General features: G+C 50.4%; 16 protein-coding genes. 7 read left to right on the top strand and 9 right to left on the bottom strand.

Annotated elements, in window-relative coordinates:
* Positions 1 to 48 precede the first annotated feature (48 nt).
* Positions 49 to 3,246 (bottom strand): M1 family aminopeptidase, encoded by a 3,198-nt coding sequence (locus AC2T0J_RS07755; RefSeq protein ID WP_489809561.1) that lies wholly within the window; start codon positions 3,244 to 3,246, stop codon positions 49 to 51.
* Complete coding sequence (locus AC2T0J_RS07750; RefSeq protein ID WP_489809560.1) at positions 3,246 to 4,097, bottom strand: ABC transporter ATP-binding protein; 852 nt, start codon at positions 4,095 to 4,097, stop codon at positions 3,246 to 3,248. The genes AC2T0J_RS07755 and AC2T0J_RS07750 overlap by 1 nt, the downstream gene beginning before the upstream one ends.
* 290 nt (positions 4,098 to 4,387) lie before the next feature.
* Between AC2T0J_RS07750 and AC2T0J_RS07745 the strand changes: the two genes are divergently transcribed.
* The 4 genes from AC2T0J_RS07745 to AC2T0J_RS07730 all read left to right on the top strand — a co-directional run bounded on the left by AC2T0J_RS07745 (position 4,388) and on the right by AC2T0J_RS07730 (position 7,934).
* Complete coding sequence (locus tag AC2T0J_RS07745; protein WP_489809559.1) at positions 4,388 to 5,878, top strand: histidine kinase; 1,491 nt, start codon at positions 4,388 to 4,390, stop codon at positions 5,876 to 5,878.
* Complete coding sequence (locus tag AC2T0J_RS07740; RefSeq protein ID WP_489809558.1) at positions 5,872 to 6,567, top strand: LytR/AlgR family response regulator transcription factor; 696 nt, start codon at positions 5,872 to 5,874, stop codon at positions 6,565 to 6,567. Before AC2T0J_RS07745 ends, AC2T0J_RS07740 begins: the two co-directional genes overlap by 7 nt.
* A 65-nt stretch (positions 6,568 to 6,632) precedes the next feature.
* Positions 6,633 to 6,854 carry a VF530 family protein gene (locus AC2T0J_RS07735; RefSeq protein ID WP_489809557.1) on the top strand — a complete coding sequence of 74 codons (222 nt, stop codon included), beginning with the start codon at positions 6,633 to 6,635 and terminating at the stop codon, positions 6,852 to 6,854.
* A gap of 141 nt (positions 6,855 to 6,995) precedes the next feature.
* Entirely contained in the window at positions 6,996 to 7,934 is a 939-nt protein-coding gene (locus AC2T0J_RS07730; RefSeq protein ID WP_489809556.1) for an alpha/beta hydrolase, read from the top strand.
* A gap of 53 nt (positions 7,935 to 7,987) precedes the next feature.
* Here the strand turns inward: AC2T0J_RS07730 and nhaC are convergent, their stop codons facing one another.
* The 3 genes from nhaC to AC2T0J_RS07715 all read right to left on the bottom strand — a co-directional run bounded on the left by nhaC (position 7,988) and on the right by AC2T0J_RS07715 (position 13,283).
* Positions 7,988 to 9,475: a Na+/H+ antiporter NhaC gene (nhaC, locus tag AC2T0J_RS07725; protein ID WP_489809555.1), complete on the bottom strand. Its 1,488-nt coding sequence runs from the start codon at positions 9,473 to 9,475 to the stop codon at positions 7,988 to 7,990.
* A gap of 228 nt (positions 9,476 to 9,703) precedes the next feature.
* Positions 9,704 to 11,671, bottom strand: coding sequence for a glucans biosynthesis glucosyltransferase MdoH (gene mdoH / locus AC2T0J_RS07720; RefSeq protein ID WP_489809554.1), 1,968 nt, complete (start codon positions 11,669 to 11,671; stop codon positions 9,704 to 9,706).
* A complete protein-coding gene (locus tag AC2T0J_RS07715) occupies positions 11,652 to 13,283 on the bottom strand; it encodes an OpgD/OpgG family glucan biosynthesis protein (protein WP_489809553.1) in 1,632 nt (543 codons plus the stop codon). The genes mdoH and AC2T0J_RS07715 overlap by 20 nt, the downstream gene beginning before the upstream one ends.
* Positions 13,284 to 13,689: 406 nt before the next feature.
* On the opposite strand from AC2T0J_RS07715, the gene AC2T0J_RS07710 reads away from it, so the two are divergent.
* On the top strand, positions 13,690 to 14,238 hold the full coding sequence (locus tag AC2T0J_RS07710; RefSeq protein WP_489809552.1) for an outer membrane beta-barrel protein: 549 nt from the start codon (positions 13,690 to 13,692) through the stop codon (positions 14,236 to 14,238).
* A 376-nt stretch (positions 14,239 to 14,614) separates the two neighbouring features.
* Here AC2T0J_RS07710 and AC2T0J_RS07705 read toward each other — a convergent pair whose 3' ends face one another.
* The 4 genes from AC2T0J_RS07705 to AC2T0J_RS07690 are packed head-to-tail and all read right to left on the bottom strand — an operon-like array spanning position 14,615 to position 18,249.
* Positions 14,615 to 14,851 carry a YheU family protein gene (locus AC2T0J_RS07705; protein WP_489809551.1) on the bottom strand — a complete coding sequence of 79 codons (237 nt, stop codon included), beginning with the start codon at positions 14,849 to 14,851 and terminating at the stop codon, positions 14,615 to 14,617.
* A complete protein-coding gene (locus tag AC2T0J_RS07700) occupies positions 14,848 to 15,873 on the bottom strand; it encodes a hydrolase (RefSeq protein ID WP_489809550.1) in 1,026 nt (341 codons plus the stop codon). Before AC2T0J_RS07700 ends, AC2T0J_RS07705 begins: the two co-directional genes overlap by 4 nt.
* Positions 15,870 to 16,352 carry a TIGR02444 family protein gene (locus AC2T0J_RS07695; protein WP_489809549.1) on the bottom strand — a complete coding sequence of 161 codons (483 nt, stop codon included), beginning with the start codon at positions 16,350 to 16,352 and terminating at the stop codon, positions 15,870 to 15,872. The genes AC2T0J_RS07700 and AC2T0J_RS07695 overlap by 4 nt, the downstream gene beginning before the upstream one ends.
* Complete coding sequence (locus AC2T0J_RS07690; protein WP_489809548.1) at positions 16,336 to 18,249, bottom strand: ATP-binding cassette domain-containing protein; 1,914 nt, start codon at positions 18,247 to 18,249, stop codon at positions 16,336 to 16,338. The genes AC2T0J_RS07695 and AC2T0J_RS07690 overlap by 17 nt, the downstream gene beginning before the upstream one ends.
* Positions 18,250 to 18,367: 118 nt before the next feature.
* On the opposite strand from AC2T0J_RS07690, the gene AC2T0J_RS07685 reads away from it, so the two are divergent.
* Complete coding sequence (locus tag AC2T0J_RS07685; protein ID WP_489809547.1) at positions 18,368 to 18,571, top strand: YheV family putative zinc ribbon protein; 204 nt, start codon at positions 18,368 to 18,370, stop codon at positions 18,569 to 18,571.
* A 62-nt stretch (positions 18,572 to 18,633) separates the two neighbouring features.
* Positions 18,634 to 19,122, top strand: coding sequence for a YgjV family protein (locus tag AC2T0J_RS07680; RefSeq protein WP_489809546.1), 489 nt, complete (start codon positions 18,634 to 18,636; stop codon positions 19,120 to 19,122).
* Positions 19,123 to 19,129: the final 7 nt, after the last annotated feature.

Here is a 19,129-nt window from a genome sequence, read left to right as displayed (position 1 = left end):
TTGGCTTAACCCCATAAAAAGGAGCAGTCATCTGCTCCTTTTTCGTTTCTACAGCAACCCCTTTACCTCTTGCCCCAGCAGCAGTTGCCTTATTTCGTCGTGATATTGAGCATCAGTCGAGGCCTGCAGTCGCTTCACAAAATCCATCGAGGTAACACTTTTCTTACCCGGCGCGTTCTGCTCAAGAAGCTGTTTCAATACGCTGACAATGGGCTCGTCGCCCAGCAGCTCACGGAGCCTGGCAAACACTAGCGTAGCTCTGGCATACACATCCGGCGAGCTGGTAGCATCAATAATGGCTGTGGTGGCCGTTAACCTGCCCCGCAAAGCGTGTTGATAGCGCTGCCGCTCAAAGTCCACCAGCGCCTGCATTGTCTCTTTACCGAAGCGCTGCTCAATCAGCACCAACTCAGCGTATTTCGCCAGCGATTCTATTAAAAAAGCACCATCAGCCTCTACACCATAACCAATCTGATGGCCAAACCACTGATGGGCCACTTCATGCGCCGTACGTCGATAGCGCTGGTCAAAACCAGCATCGGCAGCAGGACGCGCCCGCACTGCCAGGCGATGAGACATTAAAATAACCTGTGGCAGCGCATAACCGCTGGGGCCGAATTCTGGCGTAAACAGCAAGGATAACTGCTGGTAAGGATAGGGCGTAAGCTGAGCCGAAAACCATTTAAGGGTGTCGGTAACTGCCTGTAAATGAACTTGCTGCGCGCTGTCCTTTGAGCCACTCGTAAGATCACGGGTTAAGCCGGTCAAATGGATATCCACCGAGCGCTCTCCCGTCGAGGCGCTATAGGTTGTACTCGTTTGCAAAGTGGCAAGCCAGACCGGAATATTACGAACAGGCTCAGCAGTGGCAAATTCCGTGTAGCGACGACCAGCAGCCAGCCACTGGTTAACTATTTGCCCCTGAGTATGCACGGTATGCGAAACCGGCGAAGAAACAACACTGCGAAGAGTAACCGGGGTCGATTGCAATGTTGTCTCCGGAGCCGCATCCGCAAATGAAGTGGGTAACGGCAAATCCAGAGCCGTTAAGCTAAGTTCTTCCCTGAGCACTTCATCACGTAGCGTGTACTGCCGGTTAAACCCAATATTGGGTAATAATGGAATGCCGCGTAAATAGCTGAATTCCGGCAGCAGAACTTGATGCCCTGCGGGTAACCACCAACGTGTACCGTTTACCACTATTTCCGCGTGTAATGTCAGCATTTTTCCGGGCTGTAATGGCGAATCCAGCTTATACACAGACTGCTGTAACCTCTCGTTCTGAGACGTTAATTGCCCGCCGCTGAGCGTTAACACTTTGGGTTTAAAGCCCGGATAGCTACCCACTAACACTTTATTAATTGCCTCACCACTGAGGTTTTTAAGGTGCAGTGTGAGATTAAGCGTTGCCTGGCGCTGTTGCGGGAAAAAATCCACCAGCGCATCAATGTGCGTAACAACCGGCTGAGCCCGCGCTTCCCAATGGCCATATTGCTTTTCGTAGTCGGCGCGCAGGGCATAACGAGCGTCGGGCGTCATATAAGGTCGTTCCTGCTGCAGAGCCAGGTGAAAGCCCACAAGCATCACGACTGCCACACCAATAGCCAACCAGCCAGAGCGAGGCAACGATCGCCAGGCTCGCAGCACAAAGCCTGCCCCACGGTGCGTTTTGTTTACCGCCAGTACCATTGCGCAAGCCGCTACTGCTGACCACATAATCAGGTACGGCCAAAAGGTATGTTCACTGCGGGAGAAGCCGATTAAATAGTCTGCCGCCTGTAACGGCGTACCGGCGATATCAAGTAAAGGGTGGGAAATACCCGCCAAGGAAACGAGTGGCGTAAACTTAACCATCAGCAACAGCAGGCCAAGCCCGCCTGCTATCAACGCACTTCGCATAACATGATGAAGTGCCAGGCAAAGCCACCCAAACAACAATACAGGCAGGCCGGTCATTGTAAGCATACGGGCATAGATAACTACTTTTATCTGGCTGCCCGAAAGTAACTGGGCAACTGCAACGGCAATAGCTGTTATACCCAGCAAAACAAGGCCGGCGAAGAACAACGCACCGGCCTGCGCCACAACCAACTGTGTGTTAGTTACTGGCGTAGCGGCGATCATTTCTGCACTGCCATTACGCTGATTTTGCCAGCCCAGTTGCCAGCTCCAGAGCGCCATAAGCACGCAGCCGGCAAAGGGTAACATGTCCCACACAACGCGATTGAGTGCATCAATACTCAGCGGCGTGATGACTGAGTGGGGTTCTGCATAATCAATGGCTGCCAGCACTTCGGAGCAAATCGCGCCAGCGTAAAGTGCCAGTACTAACAGCATCACCCGATTAACCAGTAATGCTTTGGTTGCGCTCACAAGCAACGTGGCAAAGGGATGATGAGTAATGGCCGCGGGGATTTTACTTTGGCTATCAGGCAGGGCTGTTTTCCTTAAACGCCACCCGGGTGCGCGTTTAACGCTTTCATTTAACACACTTCGAGCGTTCAACGCTAACCACACCAGCAGTGCGCTAAGCGCCAGCCAGGCCAGACGATTCAGAACAATGCTCGGGTTGACTGACCAGTCAGTCTGATCACCGGTAAACTGGGCAAAAATCGCCGTAAAACCCAAAGGGTCAGCTACCAGCATCGCCTCGTAAAGCGATGGATGGATAATGCTACTCCCCGCCAAAACAGGCGAGCCAGTCACGGACGCCAACATGACATAAGCTATCCACACCAGGGCGAAAAAGGCATACACCGGCAGCGCACTTTTGACTCGCTGAGCAATCAGTAACGCGGCAGCGCAATACCAAAAACACGCCGGAGCGACTATAAACAAGCCGTTTTTCAGCGCCGTGTGAATAACACCGGCGTCGAATAGCGGATGCTGACTAAGCATTAATAGCTGCAGCACCGAGCCGCATAAACAGATCACCGCCACCAGACTCAAAAAGGCCACAAACCGGTTCAGCCGCCGGGTAAACTGACTCGTTCTGGCCGCACCAACGAGTTCCTGCATAGTGTAGAGCCTGTCACGCTGCAGCAAGGGAGGCGTTAACGCGGCCACCACCACAGGCAGCGCCAGCATGACCGCCGTAATATTTAGCATGGTAAGGCGTTTTGCCAACTGTAAATCGGCAACGGTCAGGCCCTGCACCAACAATACCGACAATCCGGGGAGACCCAGCGCACCTAACCACACCAGAGGCTGACGCACATATAAACGCCATTCATTGATGATCAGCATCAGTTCGCCTCCCGCCTGGCCAGTTCAAGAAAGTAGCGGTCCTGCAAGGTTGCCCGGCAGGCTACGGCATCAGCACCAGGCGGTTCATGATGGCACACCCGCCATACTGGCTGGCCGAAGTGATAACGCTCACCCAATAATATGCCTTCTGCGGGTTTTGCTGAGGTTTCCCACACGTTGTTTTGCATTGGCGCAATGAGCGCAGGAATAGCGCCACTGTCGACGATGGCGCCCTGCATCATAATGGCAGCCTGGGGGCACAGGTGCTCAATGTCTTCCACAATATGAGTGGAAAGCAATACCAGCTTGTTCTGGCTCAGGCGGATGAGCACACTGTGTAAACGCTGGCGCTCCTGCGGGTCGAGCCCGGCCGTGGGCTCATCCATGATCAATAACTTTGGGTCGCCCAACAGTGCCTGAGCAATGCCAAAACGTTGTCGCATGCCGCCGGAAAAGGTACTCACGCGCTTACCGGCAAATGCCGTCAGGTTGGTTAGCGTCAGTAATTCCTCTATTTGCTGCTTAGCCTGTTTACGCGGAATGTTTTTCAGGGCCGCGATGTGCTCAAGCATGGCCACACAACTCATGTGTGGGTACACGCCGAAAGACTGGGGTAAATAGCCCAGCTGTTCACGCAAACGCTGCGGTGATTGCTGAATATCCGTATTGTTAAAGCTAATCTGCCCGCTGTCCGGTGCCTGTAAACAGGCCAGAGTGCGCATTAAGCTCGATTTGCCCGCACCATTGGGGCCTAAAAGGCCTACCATACCCGCCGGCAAGGTTAAGGTAATATCATCCAGCGCTTTGGTGCCGTCTGAATAGGTTTTAGACACGTCGGTCATGGTAAGCATGTGGTTATCATCCTGAATGTGGAACGAGAATGGCCGTAACCTAACAAGCCGATTAACGGCTAAACAGCAAAGGATGACAAAGCATAAGTTTGCGGTGACAAACGACAAAAGAGTGGTTTATTCAGTACCGGGTGGAGTAAAAACCTTTATTGCGATTACTTAAACAGGGCTCCGGCCGCAACAGGTTTTACTTTCATCATTAAATTGCGTAGGTTCATCATTCACAACGTGTGCAGGCCGCGCCTATCAGGCAGACTTTGGCAGCTTTATTTATTCAAGGGTTCAGCAACATGGTGTTTAATTTGCGCAAAAACAGTTTGCTACTGCTACCGATTTTTGCCGCCCTGTTGCTGGAAGCGGCGATTCGTTTTCTTTCTTACCAACAACCCGATGCCACCACTTATCTGGCGGTGCATGGCCAACTGCTGGTGGAGATGCTGCCGTTTTTTGTGTGCCATTATCTGGCCTCAACACTTTCTGGCAGACCCGCGCTACTGACCTGGTTAAGCGGGTTTATCGGTTACCCGCTGTTAAGCAATATTCTGGCTCATACGATCCCCGCCTACGGGCAGTGGCTGTTGCTGGAGATACAAGGTGTAGTATTAGCCATTGTCGCCAGCGTGCTGTGGTTCATAGATAAATTCTACGGGAGGGTTAAGCAAGGCCCTCGAAGCTGGATTGCACACCTGTTATCGTTAGATACCATGGTGGCGCTGAGCCTGTTTTTGTGGACCTTTACCATGTCAGGGGTCTTTTTGTACACCGACAACCCTATGGTCAATCAGCCGCTACAAATGATCATCGACTTTGCGCTAATTGCCGGGCAACTACCGCTTTTTATGCAGTATTTCTGGCAGTTTAGCCTGATGGCACTGGTGCTATTCGGCGTATATTGGTTTAATCGTTATGTGCTGATCCGCCGCTTATTATCGGTGCATGGTTTAATACCGTTTCTGGCCGGTGGACTGGCATTTATTCTGTTGTTCAGCGCACCAGTAAGTGCACTGCTGTTATTGATGCCGTTGAATAACGTCACTGACTTCACCTTGATCCCATCAGAAAACCACAACCCTTTTGACCCCTTTAACAGTCAGATGACCTTTTGGTTGTTGATGTTCAGCACTCCCATCATTCTGGCTTTTGAGCGCAAATCACAGGATGCCAGAGTAGCGGATATAGCCCGCCGGCAAACCCGCACCGAATTGCAAATGCTGCAGCAACAGGTGAATCCGCACTTTTTGTTTAATACCCTGAATAATTTGTATGCGCTGTGTCTGGAGCGTTCACCACAGGCTCCCGAGATGGTGGAAAAACTGGCCGGGCTGTTACGCTATACCGTTTATCAGGGCCAGAAAGAACAGGTATCCCTGGCCGATGACGTGCGCTATTTACAGGACTACCTGGCACTTCAATCCATGCGCTATACCGATGACTGTCACTTTAAATGTACCTGGCCAACCCAGGGTGAACGCTGGCAACTGCCGCCGCTGTTACTGATCATTGTGCTGGAAAATGCTTTTAAACATGGCGTCGAAAAAGCCAGCAAGCCCTGCGAACTTAGGTTAGCCCTCTCACTGGATGATAATCGTCTGGTATTTGAATGCGAAAACCCCATAGGCCAGAACGCACAAGCGCCAGTTGATGAAAACAACAGTGGGCTGGGACTGGAAAACCTGCGGCGCCGCTTAAGCCTGCAGTACGCCAATCGCCACGAGCTGATTAGCGAGCAGAGCGGTACTCACTGGTACACCCGTTTGCAAATGGAGCTTACGCCATGCTAAATGCATTGATTGTGGATGATGAGCCCTTAGCCCATAAAGTGATTCTGCATCATCTTGCCCGTCATCGGGACGTAAAGGTGGTAAAGCAATGCTACAACGCCACCGATGCGCTGGCATGGTTAGCTTCTAACCGTGCTGATTTGATCTTCCTCGATATTAATATGCCGCAGCTAAACGGCATGGATATGCTTAAGGTAATGGCTAACCGGCCCCAGGTGATTATCGTCAGCGCCTACGAGGAATTCGCCCTGCAGGGATTCGAGCTGGATGTGACCGATTACCTGTTGAAGCCGGTGAGTGAAGCCCGCCTTACTTCAGCCTTAGATAAGGTTCACCAGCGAAGCGCTGCTAACAAACCTGCACAAACACCCAAAGAGATTGTGATTAAAGTAGACCGCGAACTACGAAAAGTAAACCTGCGAGACATCACCTATCTGGAAGCCTATGGCAACTACGTAAAAGTGTGGCAGGGCGATACTATGCTACTGGCCAACAGCACTTTAAAGAAGCTACTGGCAGAACTGCCTGCACAGGCCTTCAGCCAAATCCACAAATCCTTTGTGGTACGCAACAACGCAGTAATAGGGCAAGACAGTGACTCAGTGTTACTGAATAATCAGGTGCGACTTAAAGTGGGCAAGTCATTCAAAGGCGTACTAAACCGGCTATTACCTCTACCCGGCCAATAAAGGCTTTTCAGGCCAACAGCGACACGCGATAATGCCCACACAATTAACTCGACAGAGCCCCCACCTTGAACCAACAACCCAACAATCCGTTACACGGCCTGACGCTGGAAAAGCTCCTTACCCGCCTGCAGCAACACTATGGTTGGCAGGGTTTGTATCAGCAAATCAGAGTCAATTGCTTTAACAACGATCCGTCGATTAAATCGTCGCTGAAATTTTTGCGTAAAACCCAATGGGCCAGGGATAAGGTAGAGGCGCTTTACTTAGAGACTTTCAAGGATGGTTAGCCTCAATACTGCCTTTTAAAGCCCGCAATGGGCAGGCAAAGAAAAGCAAAAATTGTTTCCAGGGTAACCTCCCTGTAAATTCGCTTATTACTTGCGCTCTGTTATAAGCTGTAGCATCCACTGTGCAGAGGGAGTATCCGATTGGCAAATTCAGTTTCAGCAAAGCTTACGTCGTTTCTCGAGCAAATTAACCTGGCCAGGCAGCAAGCGCTAGCCGCAGGTATTAAGCCTTCTCCCGAACTGGCTCGCGCCAATATGCAAAAACTCTCGGCCCTTGGCGGACAAGGGCCCGAAATAGCCTATGTCTCCGATGGCAGCTTTTTTATTAAAAAATCAACTCGCTTCGCTATTCCCTTTCGTATTTACTCACCGGCCCCAACAAAGCCATTGCCGGTCGTTATCTATTTGCATGGTGGCGGACACATGTGTGGGGGAATCGAGACTTATGATGCCATAAGCCGCAGAATAGCTAAAATTACCAATAGTATCGTCATCACGCCTGATTATCGGTTAGCACCCGAATACCCCTATCCTCAAGCCATTGGCGATTGCGAGTTTCTTTTATCTCATTATCGCGCTTTACTAAATGGGTTACCGTTTAAGGAAGAGCTTATTCTGGCCGGAGACAGTGCTGGCGGCGCGCTGGCCGCAACCCTCAGTGCATCTGATAACATCGAAGCTCCCGTAATCACCAAGCAAATACTGATTTACCCAAGCCTCGACTACACCATGAATCAACCTTCAATTAACACTTATCAAACCGGTTACCTGCTGGAAAAAGCGGGCATCGGATGGTATTTCGATAACTACCTGCAACATGGCGAAGACCGCAAGCAGGTTTCCCCCTTATATTCGCCTGCAGGCGCCCGAACCCCGGCCACCTTAATAATTATTGCCGATTGCGATCCGCTTCAGGATGAAGCCTACGCCTATGCCGATAAACTGAGAATCGCGGGCGCTAAGGTGAACACACATACCGCCAGGGGGATGGTTCACGGGTTTATGCAGTTGCATAGTTTGGTGCAAGAAGAGTGTGCCCAGGTGTATGAGTTAATGAATGAATTTGTTCACCACACCTGAGTTAACTACGAAATAGTGGGCAGTTACGGGGCTGGCCCTTCGCACCGGAGGCTTTAGCTGGCCACCGGCGTTCCATCTTCATTAAATTTCGCAATGTCAGCACCCGACGATTCCCATTCCTTGCGTTCTTCTTCAGTTGCTTTTGGCGAAAACCACCCCATATAGGCGTAAAATATGCCGATAAGTGGTGCTGTCCAGCAGGCAAAGGCCAAAGGAATGTAGAGTAAGTTTGCTAAATTATCGCCGGAAATGGCCAGCCCGAGGGCAGAGATAACAAACGCGCCTCCGGCGTTCCAGGGGATCAGTGGCGACATTAATGTTCCCCCTTCCTCGATGCCCCGGGATAAATTCAACGTTGAGTAACCCATACCGCGATAAACCGGCGAAAACATGCGCCCTGGTAAGGCTACGGATAAGTACGGGTCGCCCGCCACCAGATTGGTTGAAAACGCCGTTCCTACGGAGGCCACCTGGGTGCCGGCAAAGGTTTTCACTTTGCTCTTAATGGCGTTGATGATACTTTCCAGACAGCCGGTGGTTTCTAATGCTCCCCCAAAACTTAAGGCAATCAGGACTAACGAAATGGTCCACATCATAGATTGAATACCGCCGCGGTTAAGCAGGTTGTCTATTTCGCTGATATTGGTTTGAATGCTGTAGCCGTTATTTGCGTAATCGAACACCGCCTGCAGGCTTTGCCCCTGAGTCACCATGGCAAACGCGCCACCCACAATGACCCCTGCGAATAATGAAGGCAGTGGCGGGAATTTTTTCAGCGCCAGTAGCATGACCACTAGAGCAGGCAGTAAGGCCCAGGCAGAGATGTAAAAATTATTGTCTAAGGCTACCGTAATGCCTTCGATCTTCTCAAACGAAACACTTTGGGTATCAATCACAAAATACCCGACCCCAAGGTAAATCAGAAAGGCAATGACCATGGCGGGAATAGTCGTCGCCATCATATTTTGAATATGAGAGAACACATCGGTGCCGGTAACGGCGGGAGCCAGATTAGTGGTATCAGAAAGTGGCGAGACCTTATCGCCGAAAAATGCACCCGACACCACCGCACCGGCAGTCCAGTACACAGGAATATCAAAGCCGTCGCCAATGCCCATTAAAGCCAGGCCAACCGTGCCGACACTGCCCCAGCTGGTACCCAGTGAAACGGCTACCACCGCACATATCACCATGCCTGCGGCAAGAAAAATCTCCGGGGACAATGTTTTTAAACCGTAATAGATGATGGTTGGCACGGTACCGCTGGCAATCCATATGCCGATGATCATGCCCACCACAATCAGTACGCTTACCGAAGGCAAGGCCACATGAATCACTTTAAAAATACCGGCTCGAATCTCTTCCCAGCTAAGCCCTAAGTGAATGCCCACAAAGCTGGCCAGCGCCACCCCAATAGCCAGGGGAATATGTGGCTCAAATACACCGAAGTAGAATATCTGTGTGCCCAGAATAATCAGCGTCAACACCACAGGCGTGAGTGCGAGCAATAGCGTTGGCGTAACAGGCTGCTTCTCTTCCATACTGCCTCCATTCATTTTAAAGCGGGCGAGCTAAGTGAACCTCCGGGTACAATTTAAGCTGGGAACACTGTTTATTTAAACTGGTAATTTGTGCTTAAGTATTCAGTTAGCTACGCGGCGTCGCGCCGTATAGATCGGAAAAGACTACGACCACCACCAATAAGAGACATAACGGCCTTAACCCAAAAAGCCGTCATACGACGGCTTTTAATGGTAGTTATCAGGCTATTACGCTGCTTCGGGCGCCAGTGGCGTTCGCGGTTCAGGGTAAGCACTGAAATCCTGAATCACCATAGGCTGCCAGCTACTTTCAGGCAATGCCGGTACCGGGGCTTTAGTATTGTTGGCTTCACTATGTTCAATGTTGGCCATACCAATACGTACCCGCTTTAATGCCCGGCATTCGTTGATTTCGTCCTGAATCACAAATATCCCGCCGCGCATGGCTGCCCGGCCGAGGCCCAGACTGGAGGTGATCCGGATCAGTGGCGCTGCCAGAATCAGCCCGATTAACACCGGTAATAACCAAACAAACAGCGCCGGAGTGTAAATGAACGTAGCCGCCCCCCACGCCAAAGCCACAATGGTCGCAACCTTAGAGCGCTTAAGTGAATCTATCCAGGGCACCATGCTGCCTTCACGGGCCTGGGCTTCCCATTTCACTGAAATACCGGCAAAGACACTAATCACAAAATAGCTGTGGTAAAACATCATCAGCGGTGCAATCAGAATGGCCATGGCCAGCTCCATCACGCCGCCTTTAATTAAGCGCCATGCCCCACCAAACTCGTCACGGCGCTGAAGTAACGCCAGGATCAGGCCCAGCACTTTAGGCATAAATAACAGCGCTGCCGTTCCCCACATGGTGGCCACCATTAACCCCTGTCGGGCAATCTGCCAGTCCGGAAATAACTGGTATTCGGCAGTAAAGAACTCCACCGGTGTTAATGCACGGTAGAGCGCATCGGCAGTACCGAATGCCAGTACCAGCAACAATAACAGTGACGAAATATACGCAAAGGCACCAAACAAAAAATGCAGGCGGCTGGTCGCTTTTAAGCCCTTAACGCCAAGCAGACCTAAATGCTGGATATTACCCTGTACCCAACGACGGTCACGGGTAGCGTACTCAATCATGTTAGAGGGTACTTCCTCATAACTGCCAGTGGTATCGGTCAGTAAGAAACATTGCCAGCCAGCACGGCGCAGTAACGCCGCTTCCACGAAGTCATGACTTAGAATATCGCCACCGAAAGGTTCCTTACCTTGCAGCGTTGGTAGCCCGCAATGTTGCATAAAAGGTTCCACACGGATAATCGCATTGTGACCCCAGTAATTGGCACTATCTGTTTGCCAGAATGACAAACCGGTTGCCAGCATCGGGCTGTACAGATGCGCGGCAAACTGTACAAACCGGGCAAAAAAAGTGTGTTGACGCACTGGCATGGGAATGGTTTGAATGAGCGCCGTATCCGGGTTTTGCTCAATACGGTAAGCCAGATCGTTCATGCGCTCGCCAGACATAATACTGTCGGCATCCAGTACAATCATAGCTTCGTAGCGATTACCCCAGCGTTGACAGAAATCAGCCAGATTACCTACCTTACGGCCGGTGTTTTGCTCACGACGACGATAGAACACCTGACTGCTTTTATCGCCTAAACGAGCGGTTAGCGCTTCCCAGGCGGCCAGTTCCGCTTCGGCCATCTCCGGCTTAGTGGTGTCACTGAGCATGTAAAAGTCGTATTGTTTACCGTTGTCGGTATCCAACAATTCGCGTACGCAGGCTTCAAAGCCCACCATAATACGGCGGGTATCTTCGTTATACACCGGCATTACCACGGCGTGGCGTTTAGTTAGCGGTGCATCGGTACGCGGCGCGGGGAGCGCTTTGCGCATACTGAGTGGATCGATGTTAAACAGCTTTAATACAAAGCCGATCACCGCTGTCCAAAACGACATGGCCAGCCACAGAAACAGCATCATGCTTAATGCCAGCTGCGCTATTTCCATTTCGGTTAAACGGTTAGGTTTAAAAATTTCGTACAGGCTCCACCCGGCTAATGCTGCAGTGGGAATGGCCAGAATCGCCATTATTGATAATCGTACACCTGCTCCCCACGCCTTCAATACAGGCGTTGCCTTTGGAGAACTGCTTTCAGAGTCCGAATGAGTACTATTTTGCATGATAGACATAGTTCCATACCTCACTGACACGTTGGTTTTCCTGATGAATGTAAAGACGCATATCCGCGGGCTGACCGGCCTGCGGAGTTAGCAGAAAAGTAGCGCGCAATAATTTACCGCTGTTAACCGGGAACACGCGCGCTTGCTGAATCTGTCCCTGGTTGGTGGTCACTGTCAGATTAAGCATTTCAGGCGCAATGCTCATGTCTTCAGGCACCTTAAAATCGATAGAAAAACGACGGGTTTGCGACTCTTGCGGTTCTTCCCCCGGTAATACCGTAGCGCCCTGACGAGTGCGCACAACCGTAGCTAAGTCGCTGTCGCGGGCTCCGGTTACCGTTTCCAACTGGTACGCGAAGTAACGGCTTTCACCGGCTACAAACGGGGCTTCTGGTACCCAGTAAGCCACAATGTTGTCGTGGGTTTCTGACTTGGTGGGAATTTCCACCACTTCCAGACGACCTTTTTCAAAACCCGCCTGTGGCGTTACCCATAACCCGGGGCGCTGATGATAATTGGCTTCGCCGTCCAGATAACTGGCGAAATCGGTATCGCGCTGCATCACGCCAAAGCCTTTTGGCGCACTGTCACTCATTGACGTGATTTGCAGCTGTGCCGGGTTGGTTAGCACACGCCAGATTTGCTCGCCACTTTCGGTAATCATATTCACACCGTCGCTGTCGTGCACCTCAGGACGATAATCGTCGGGCACTACAGCCGTGTTTTCACCGTATAGAAACATGCTGGTAAAGGGCGCAACGCCCAGCTTGGCGACGTCTTCGCGGGCAAATAACCAGCTCTGTACCTTAACGTTAGTCTCATCACCGGGCGTGATAATAAACTTATAAGCGCCACTTACCGAAGAACTCTCCAGGCGCGCGTAAATCATCATTGGCTCGCCCTCACCCGGCTCAATCAGCCAGAACTTAGTAAAGTGTGGAAACTCTTCGCCTTCCGGCAAGCCGGTATCGATAGCCAGGCCTCGAGCTGAAATACCGTATACATGTTCTTTGCCAATTACACGGAAATAGGAAGCGCCCAGAAATACCGCAAATTCGTCTTTATATTGTTGGTTTTTAATCGGAAAGTGAACTCTGAAACCGGCATAGCCGTTGCCATCGTCGGTTTCCTTGGCCAGCGGTGCTGCGTCGCCGTCATAGCGAAAGGCTTCGCGCTCAAAGGGTAAACGCTTTGGCTGGTTGTCCGCGCCAATGGTATACACAGTTATCGGCTGCTGATACAAAAAGCCGGGGTGGAAAAACTGTACTTCGTAGGGATTCTCACCACGCCATAAACTCTTGTCTGCTTTAAAGCGGATGGCCCGGTAAGTTTGGTAATTCATTTCTTTTAGCGCGTCAGACAGTTCGTGATCGTCTGTTTCGTAGGCCTGAGTAGCCGACTGACGAGCCTCTTCAATGAGACTGTTTAGTACGGGCGCAGACTCAGGAGGCAGGTTTTGCGCAGAAACTTCTTCGGCATGAGTCACCGCCGCGCCACATAGCATAAGAATGACACAAGCAAAGGCGCGCACGGAATAAACGATTGTGCGATCACTGAAAACCGGACCGCCGGCTGATAAAGTAGCCAGATAATGAGGTAATAACCGTTTGGTTGGTGGCATCGCTATCTCCATTTGATTCAAAGCAGCCAGAAAAACTACAGTCACTAGAGCAAATGCCGATCCAACCTTGAAGCTTTGCACACGAATTAATATAAATTCTTTGTTTATTAGAAGCTTAGGCAATCAATTAATTAATGAAACAAGTATCTGTTCAAAAAACACACCGTGAAAATTATACTTTAGACCAACAAGGTGTAGGAATTTAGCAACACTTTACATCAAACCATTGTTTGAAAAACAACCTACACACAGATATCACCACCTCACACACACCGTCTCAAAAAAATAAGCAATTGTTTTATATAGATTTATTGAATTATCTTTAACTTATTTTTACACCTTGGCCCAATGCTTGCGATAGCGATAGCAGCAAAACGCTTTTTGTTTTTTCTAAAGGAGTACCACTATGAAAGCATCTTCAATTCTCGCCATCACCGCTTTGTCGGCTTCAATGTTTTCGGTATCAGCCATTGCTGATACGCCCGACTGGCGCTATGTAGAAGGCGGTTACCTGAGCTATGACGGCGATGGTGGCTTCGATCCGGATGGTTTACAGGTGAATGGGAAGTATTTACTCGATCCAAACTTTTACGTGAACGGCGAATTTGGCTGGGCAGAAACCGGGAATATTGACTTTACCACTCTGACTCTTGGTGGAGGTTATCGCTTTGCGTTAAACAGCACTACCGATGCCTATGTTGGCGCGAACTTCGAACGCATCGACGCAGATTATTACGATGACAATGGCTACAGCCTGAATGCCGGTGTGCGCAGTATGTTAACGCCCGAGCTGGAAGTGAACGGAGAGCTGGGTTATCTCGATCTGGACGACGGTGACGTTACTCTTAAGGCCGGTGCCTATTACTACTTCAACCCACAATTTGCGTTGGGGGCCAGCTATGAATTTTTAGACGATACAGACGTGTTTCAACTTTCTGCCCGGTATGCTTTTTAAGTAGCAGTTGACGCCCTGCATACATGGACGAGGCGGGGCTTTTTATTCCTCAATTCCTCAGAAGTAAAATGCCGGATGTGGGTCCGGCATTTTTACGTTTAAAAAATAGTTTTAACATTTTCACAGATTACTAGCTGCATTCCCAAACAAGTCACACGCTCATTTTCACCATAACACTTTCGTTTAGCCTAATAATGTTAGTGCAGTCTGAGGTAATTGATTGACCTGACTGCGAGCAGCAGTTACATTCTCAGCTAAGGAATATAAATTCTTCAGCTTTCCTGTATATTTTTTATATAGTTAATAAAAATCTAATGCATTTTTCATGCGGTAAAAAAGCTATAAAGAACTAATAATCTTGTAACGGGAATGGGAGCTATTCTGCACTATCCGAGTCAGGCAGGTAGCTATCGGTCGGTCGGATATCCACAGTTTCATGAAGTTCAGAATACACTAAAATTGCCTCGCCGCTTTTGAGTTTGGCAATGACTTGCTCAACCTTATCAGCAAACGCCGCTTCAATTTCGCCGTAATCGGTGCCTTCACGCAGCACAAACTCCCGGGCAATATTGTTGAGAGTATCTGGCGTAAGTTCGTCGATAGGAATAATCATGCAGACTCCGTAGTAGTGGGTAAATAGTCGCGGAAATAACGCAGCACTCGCTGGTGCATCCACACCTCTGGTTTCATTGGGGTGCCCTGCATAAAGCCCACATGGCCGCCGGTTTCACTCAGTTCAACGCTTACGCTATGCGCCAGTTCCTGCTCCTGTGGGATCACCAGATGATTCATAAAGGGGTCGTCCAACGCATGCAGGATAAGCGTAGGGCAATGAATCGCTTTTAAAAAGTAGTAGGCGCTACACTTCTCGTAGTAATCTTTGGCATCGGCATAACCATGCAGCGGGGCGGTGACCAGATTATCAAACTGCCAGAAGGTCTGTATGCCTTCCACATCGGCCTCGCTGATTTGCAAAATATCGCGGTAATCAATGCGCTGCATTTTTTTGAGCAGATTTTTCTTCATGCTGGCGAGCAGGTATTTCTGATACACCCTGGAGAATCCCTGATTTACACTGGTAGCACATTCATCGAGTTTTAACGGTGCCGACACCGCTACCGCAGCCTTTAGTCTCAGGCTGTCCGGGTGCTCACCCAGCAATTTAAGCAACATATTACCGCCCAGGGAAAAGCCTATCGCAGCCTTTGGAATGTCTGGGTAACGTTGATGTAAGAGATTAATTACCAACGCCGGATCGCCAGTTTCACCGGAATGATAAGCCCTGGGCGTTAAGTTAGCTTCGCCACTGCAACCACGAAAATGCATCATTACCACCTGCCAGCCGCCCTGGCTGAGAGTCGCCATCATATCGTTGGCGTAATGGGAGTGCATGGAGCCTTCCAGGCCGTGGAACATCACCACCAGCCCGGTTAGCTTGTGCGGTGCGGGCCCCCAGGCTAAATCCAGAAAATCACCGTCGTCGAGCTTAATGCGCTCCAGGGTGTATTTCAGTGCTAAGCGCCGCTGAATAAAGCGCGGCCAAATGGTTTGAATATGCCGGTTATGCGCCCAACGCGGCGCGTTAAAGCTGCTCTTAACAATGCTTCCGTGTGATTGATTGGTCCGTATGGTCATGCCTGTAATACTGTTGTGATTAATGAACGGATCGTCTGGTTGTGCGGCAACCCAAGCACCTCAATAATGGGGTCAGAGTCAATTAATTCCATAGCATCGGTAATAAGTAACTCTGACCCCATTATTTTCATTATTTTGTTATAGGTGGTTACCAGCTCTGCTTGCTGCGCTGCTTCGAGTTCCAGCTCCTGCTGCTTAAGGGCTTCGTAGTCGCTACTGCCTTTGGCCGCACGCCGTCTGATACGGTGTGCCTGTATCGCCGGGTTGGTGCTGGCTATCGCTTCATTGAGCGCGTTTCGTAATGCCTGAGTGACCGGCAGCTTTACCGCAAAGCACCAGTGATAGAACAGCAACAAGTTTACATTGACCTGATAATCATCCTGCAGCGCCAGGCACGCCTTGGCGACACCCGGCTTCGCATAGATTTTCAGGCTATGCTGCCAGAGCAGGGCAGGAGTTAGCTTATGCGCTGATGTCATAGGTTTCTTTTGCCGCTTCGATTTGCTCCTGCGCATCCAGCCATTGCATCTCCTCATCCTCTATTTGAGATTTAAGAGTTGCCTGTTGATCGAGAAACTTCATTAGCTCAGGCTTGTTATCGGCTTCGTAGAGTTCGCTGCGGCCAAGCGCCTCCTCCACCTTCGCCAGCGAGGCATTAAGCTTTTCCATTGCTTTTTCAGACTGTTGGATTTGCTTACGCAGGTGCGCGGTAGACTGACGAAACTCGGCTTCGCGGCGTTTTTCGGCCTTGCGATCCACCTTGGGCTTGTCTTCCACCGGCGCTGCCTCTGCGGTTTTGTCCACTGTTTGCTGAGCGAGGATCCAGTCGCGATAATCATCCAGATCACCACTAAACGGCGCTACTTCGCCGCTGTCGACCAGGTAGAATTCTTCACACACCGCGGTTAATAAGAAACGGTCGTGCGATACCAGCACCATAGCTCCTTCAAAGCCCTGTAAGGCCATATTCAGCGCATGACGCATTTCTAAATCGAGGTGGTTAGTTGGTTCATCGAGCAGTAACAAGTTAGGCTTCTGATACACGATAAGGGCCAGCACTAAACGGGCCTTTTCACCGCCGGACATGGGCGCTACCGGACCGGTGGCCTCATCACCATGGAAACCAAAACCGCCAAGGAAATCCCGAAGCTGTTGTTCGGTGGCTTTGCTGTCCAGACGCTGTAAATGCAATAAGGCGGAAGCCTCGGGATCCAAATATTCCAGTTGATGCTGGGCGAAATAGCCCACGTTTAACCCTTTGGCCGTAGTAAATACGCCGGTTTTCGGCTCATGTACCCCGGCCAGTAATTTAATAAGCGTTGATTTACCCTGACCATTGCGGCCCAGTAAACCAATACGGCTGCCCGGCACCAGATTAAGTTTTACCTGCTCCAGCACGATATGTTCGCCGTAACCCAGCATGACCTTTTCCATTTGAATTAATGGATTGGGCAGCGCCGTGGGCGTTTTAAACTCAAAGCTGAACTGGCTGGCGTGATGCGCTGGCAGCAGCGTTTCCATGCGTTCTAACTGCTTGATGCGGCTTTGTGCCTGCTTAGCCTTACTGGCCTTGGCCTTAAAGCGGGTAATAAAGGATTCTAAATGCGCGATTTTGTCCTGCTGTTTACGGTATTCAATATCCTGTAAACGCAGGCGTTCTGCACGCTGGGTTTCGTAGCTTGAGTAGTTACCAGTGTAGGCAATCAATTGTTGCTGCTCAACACTGATAATCTGCGCCACCGTATTATCGATAAACGCTTTATCGTGGGAAATCAGTAGCAGGGTACCCTGATAGCGCTGTAACCAGCGCTCCAGCCAGATCACGGCGTCTAAGTCTAAGTGGTTAGTGGGCTCATCGAGCAGCAGCAAGTCCGACGGGCACAGCAATGCCTGAGCCAGGTTTAGACGCATTCGCCAACCACCGGAGAAATCGGTGACCGGCGCAGTGAGCTGGCTTTGCGTAAAGCCCAGACCGGCTAGAATAGTGGCAGCTCGGGCTTCCACGTCATACGCACCGGCCTGAGCGAGTAAATCATGATACTTGCCCATCTCTTCGCCATTATGCGCCGCTTCTGCTTCACTGAGCTTTTGCTGTAGACCGCGTAAATAGTTATCGCCGTCGATCACATAATCAATGGCACTACGCTCCACCGCAGGCGTTTCCTGCGCCACGCTGACTATGCGCCAGTCGGCCGGTAATGCACAATCGCCAGCATCCACGCTGAGTTCGCCACGTAACAAAGCAAACAGGCTCGATTTACCACAGCCATTACTGCCTATCAGGGCAACCTTATGGCCGGGAAAAACCTGGGCCGATGCGCCATCGAGCAGTACTTTACTGCCGCGCAACAAGGTGACGTCGGATAACTGGATCATAAAACTGCGAATACCTGTGATAACATAGTCTGGCTGCGTAGTTTACCAGAAGCGCTGCAAGCGATCTGCATTTGCGCACAGTGCGTAATAACCTTAATTAGTCACAACGGTTTACCTCATGAGTCAACGCCAACGAAAACGCTTTATTGCCGGTGCCACCTGCCCGAAATGCAAGGCTACCGACACCATTATGTTGTTTTTTGAAAACAACGTCGAAAAACTCACTTGTGTGGAGTGCGGCTATGCCGAATCGCAACCCCAGGAAGAGGTAAAAACCGCCAGCAAAAACGCCAACGTGATTGGCGTGTTTAAACCTGAATAATCACCAAACCATTTATTTTGCTGCCCGATTTCCCCGAATTTAATATCGCCCAGGCATTTGGCATGCTGAGCTTTGTACTCGGTATTTTGTGTTTCTATCAGAAAGACGACCAACGCCTGCGCATTATGATGGTGGTGATGAACTTAAATCACGCCCTGCATTTTGCGCTATTAGGCGCAACAACCGCCTGTTTGAGTGCCTTGCTGTCGGTGGCCAGAACCGGTTTATCCATAAAAACCCGCTCCCGAATCATCGCCTATATCTTCATCGCGATTACACTGGCACTGGGGATTTATCTGGCTGATGTGTGGTACGACTTATTTCCCATTCTGGGCACGTGCATAGGTACTTATGCGCTGTATTGCCTGTCAGGCATTACAATGCGTCTGGCGTTTTTATGCGGTGCTATCTGCTGGCTCACCAACAACATTCTGGTGGGCTCGATTGGCGGTACGCTGTTAGAAATGACCCTGCTAATGGTAAATAGTTATACAATCTGGCGGTTGTATGTGTTTAGAAAACTTGGACATTATGGCAACGACGTATCCTGAACGTTAG

The organism is Alteromonas sp. ISO5 (assembly GCF_058105165.1).
This window is presented reverse-complemented; position numbering and strand designations above follow the sequence as displayed.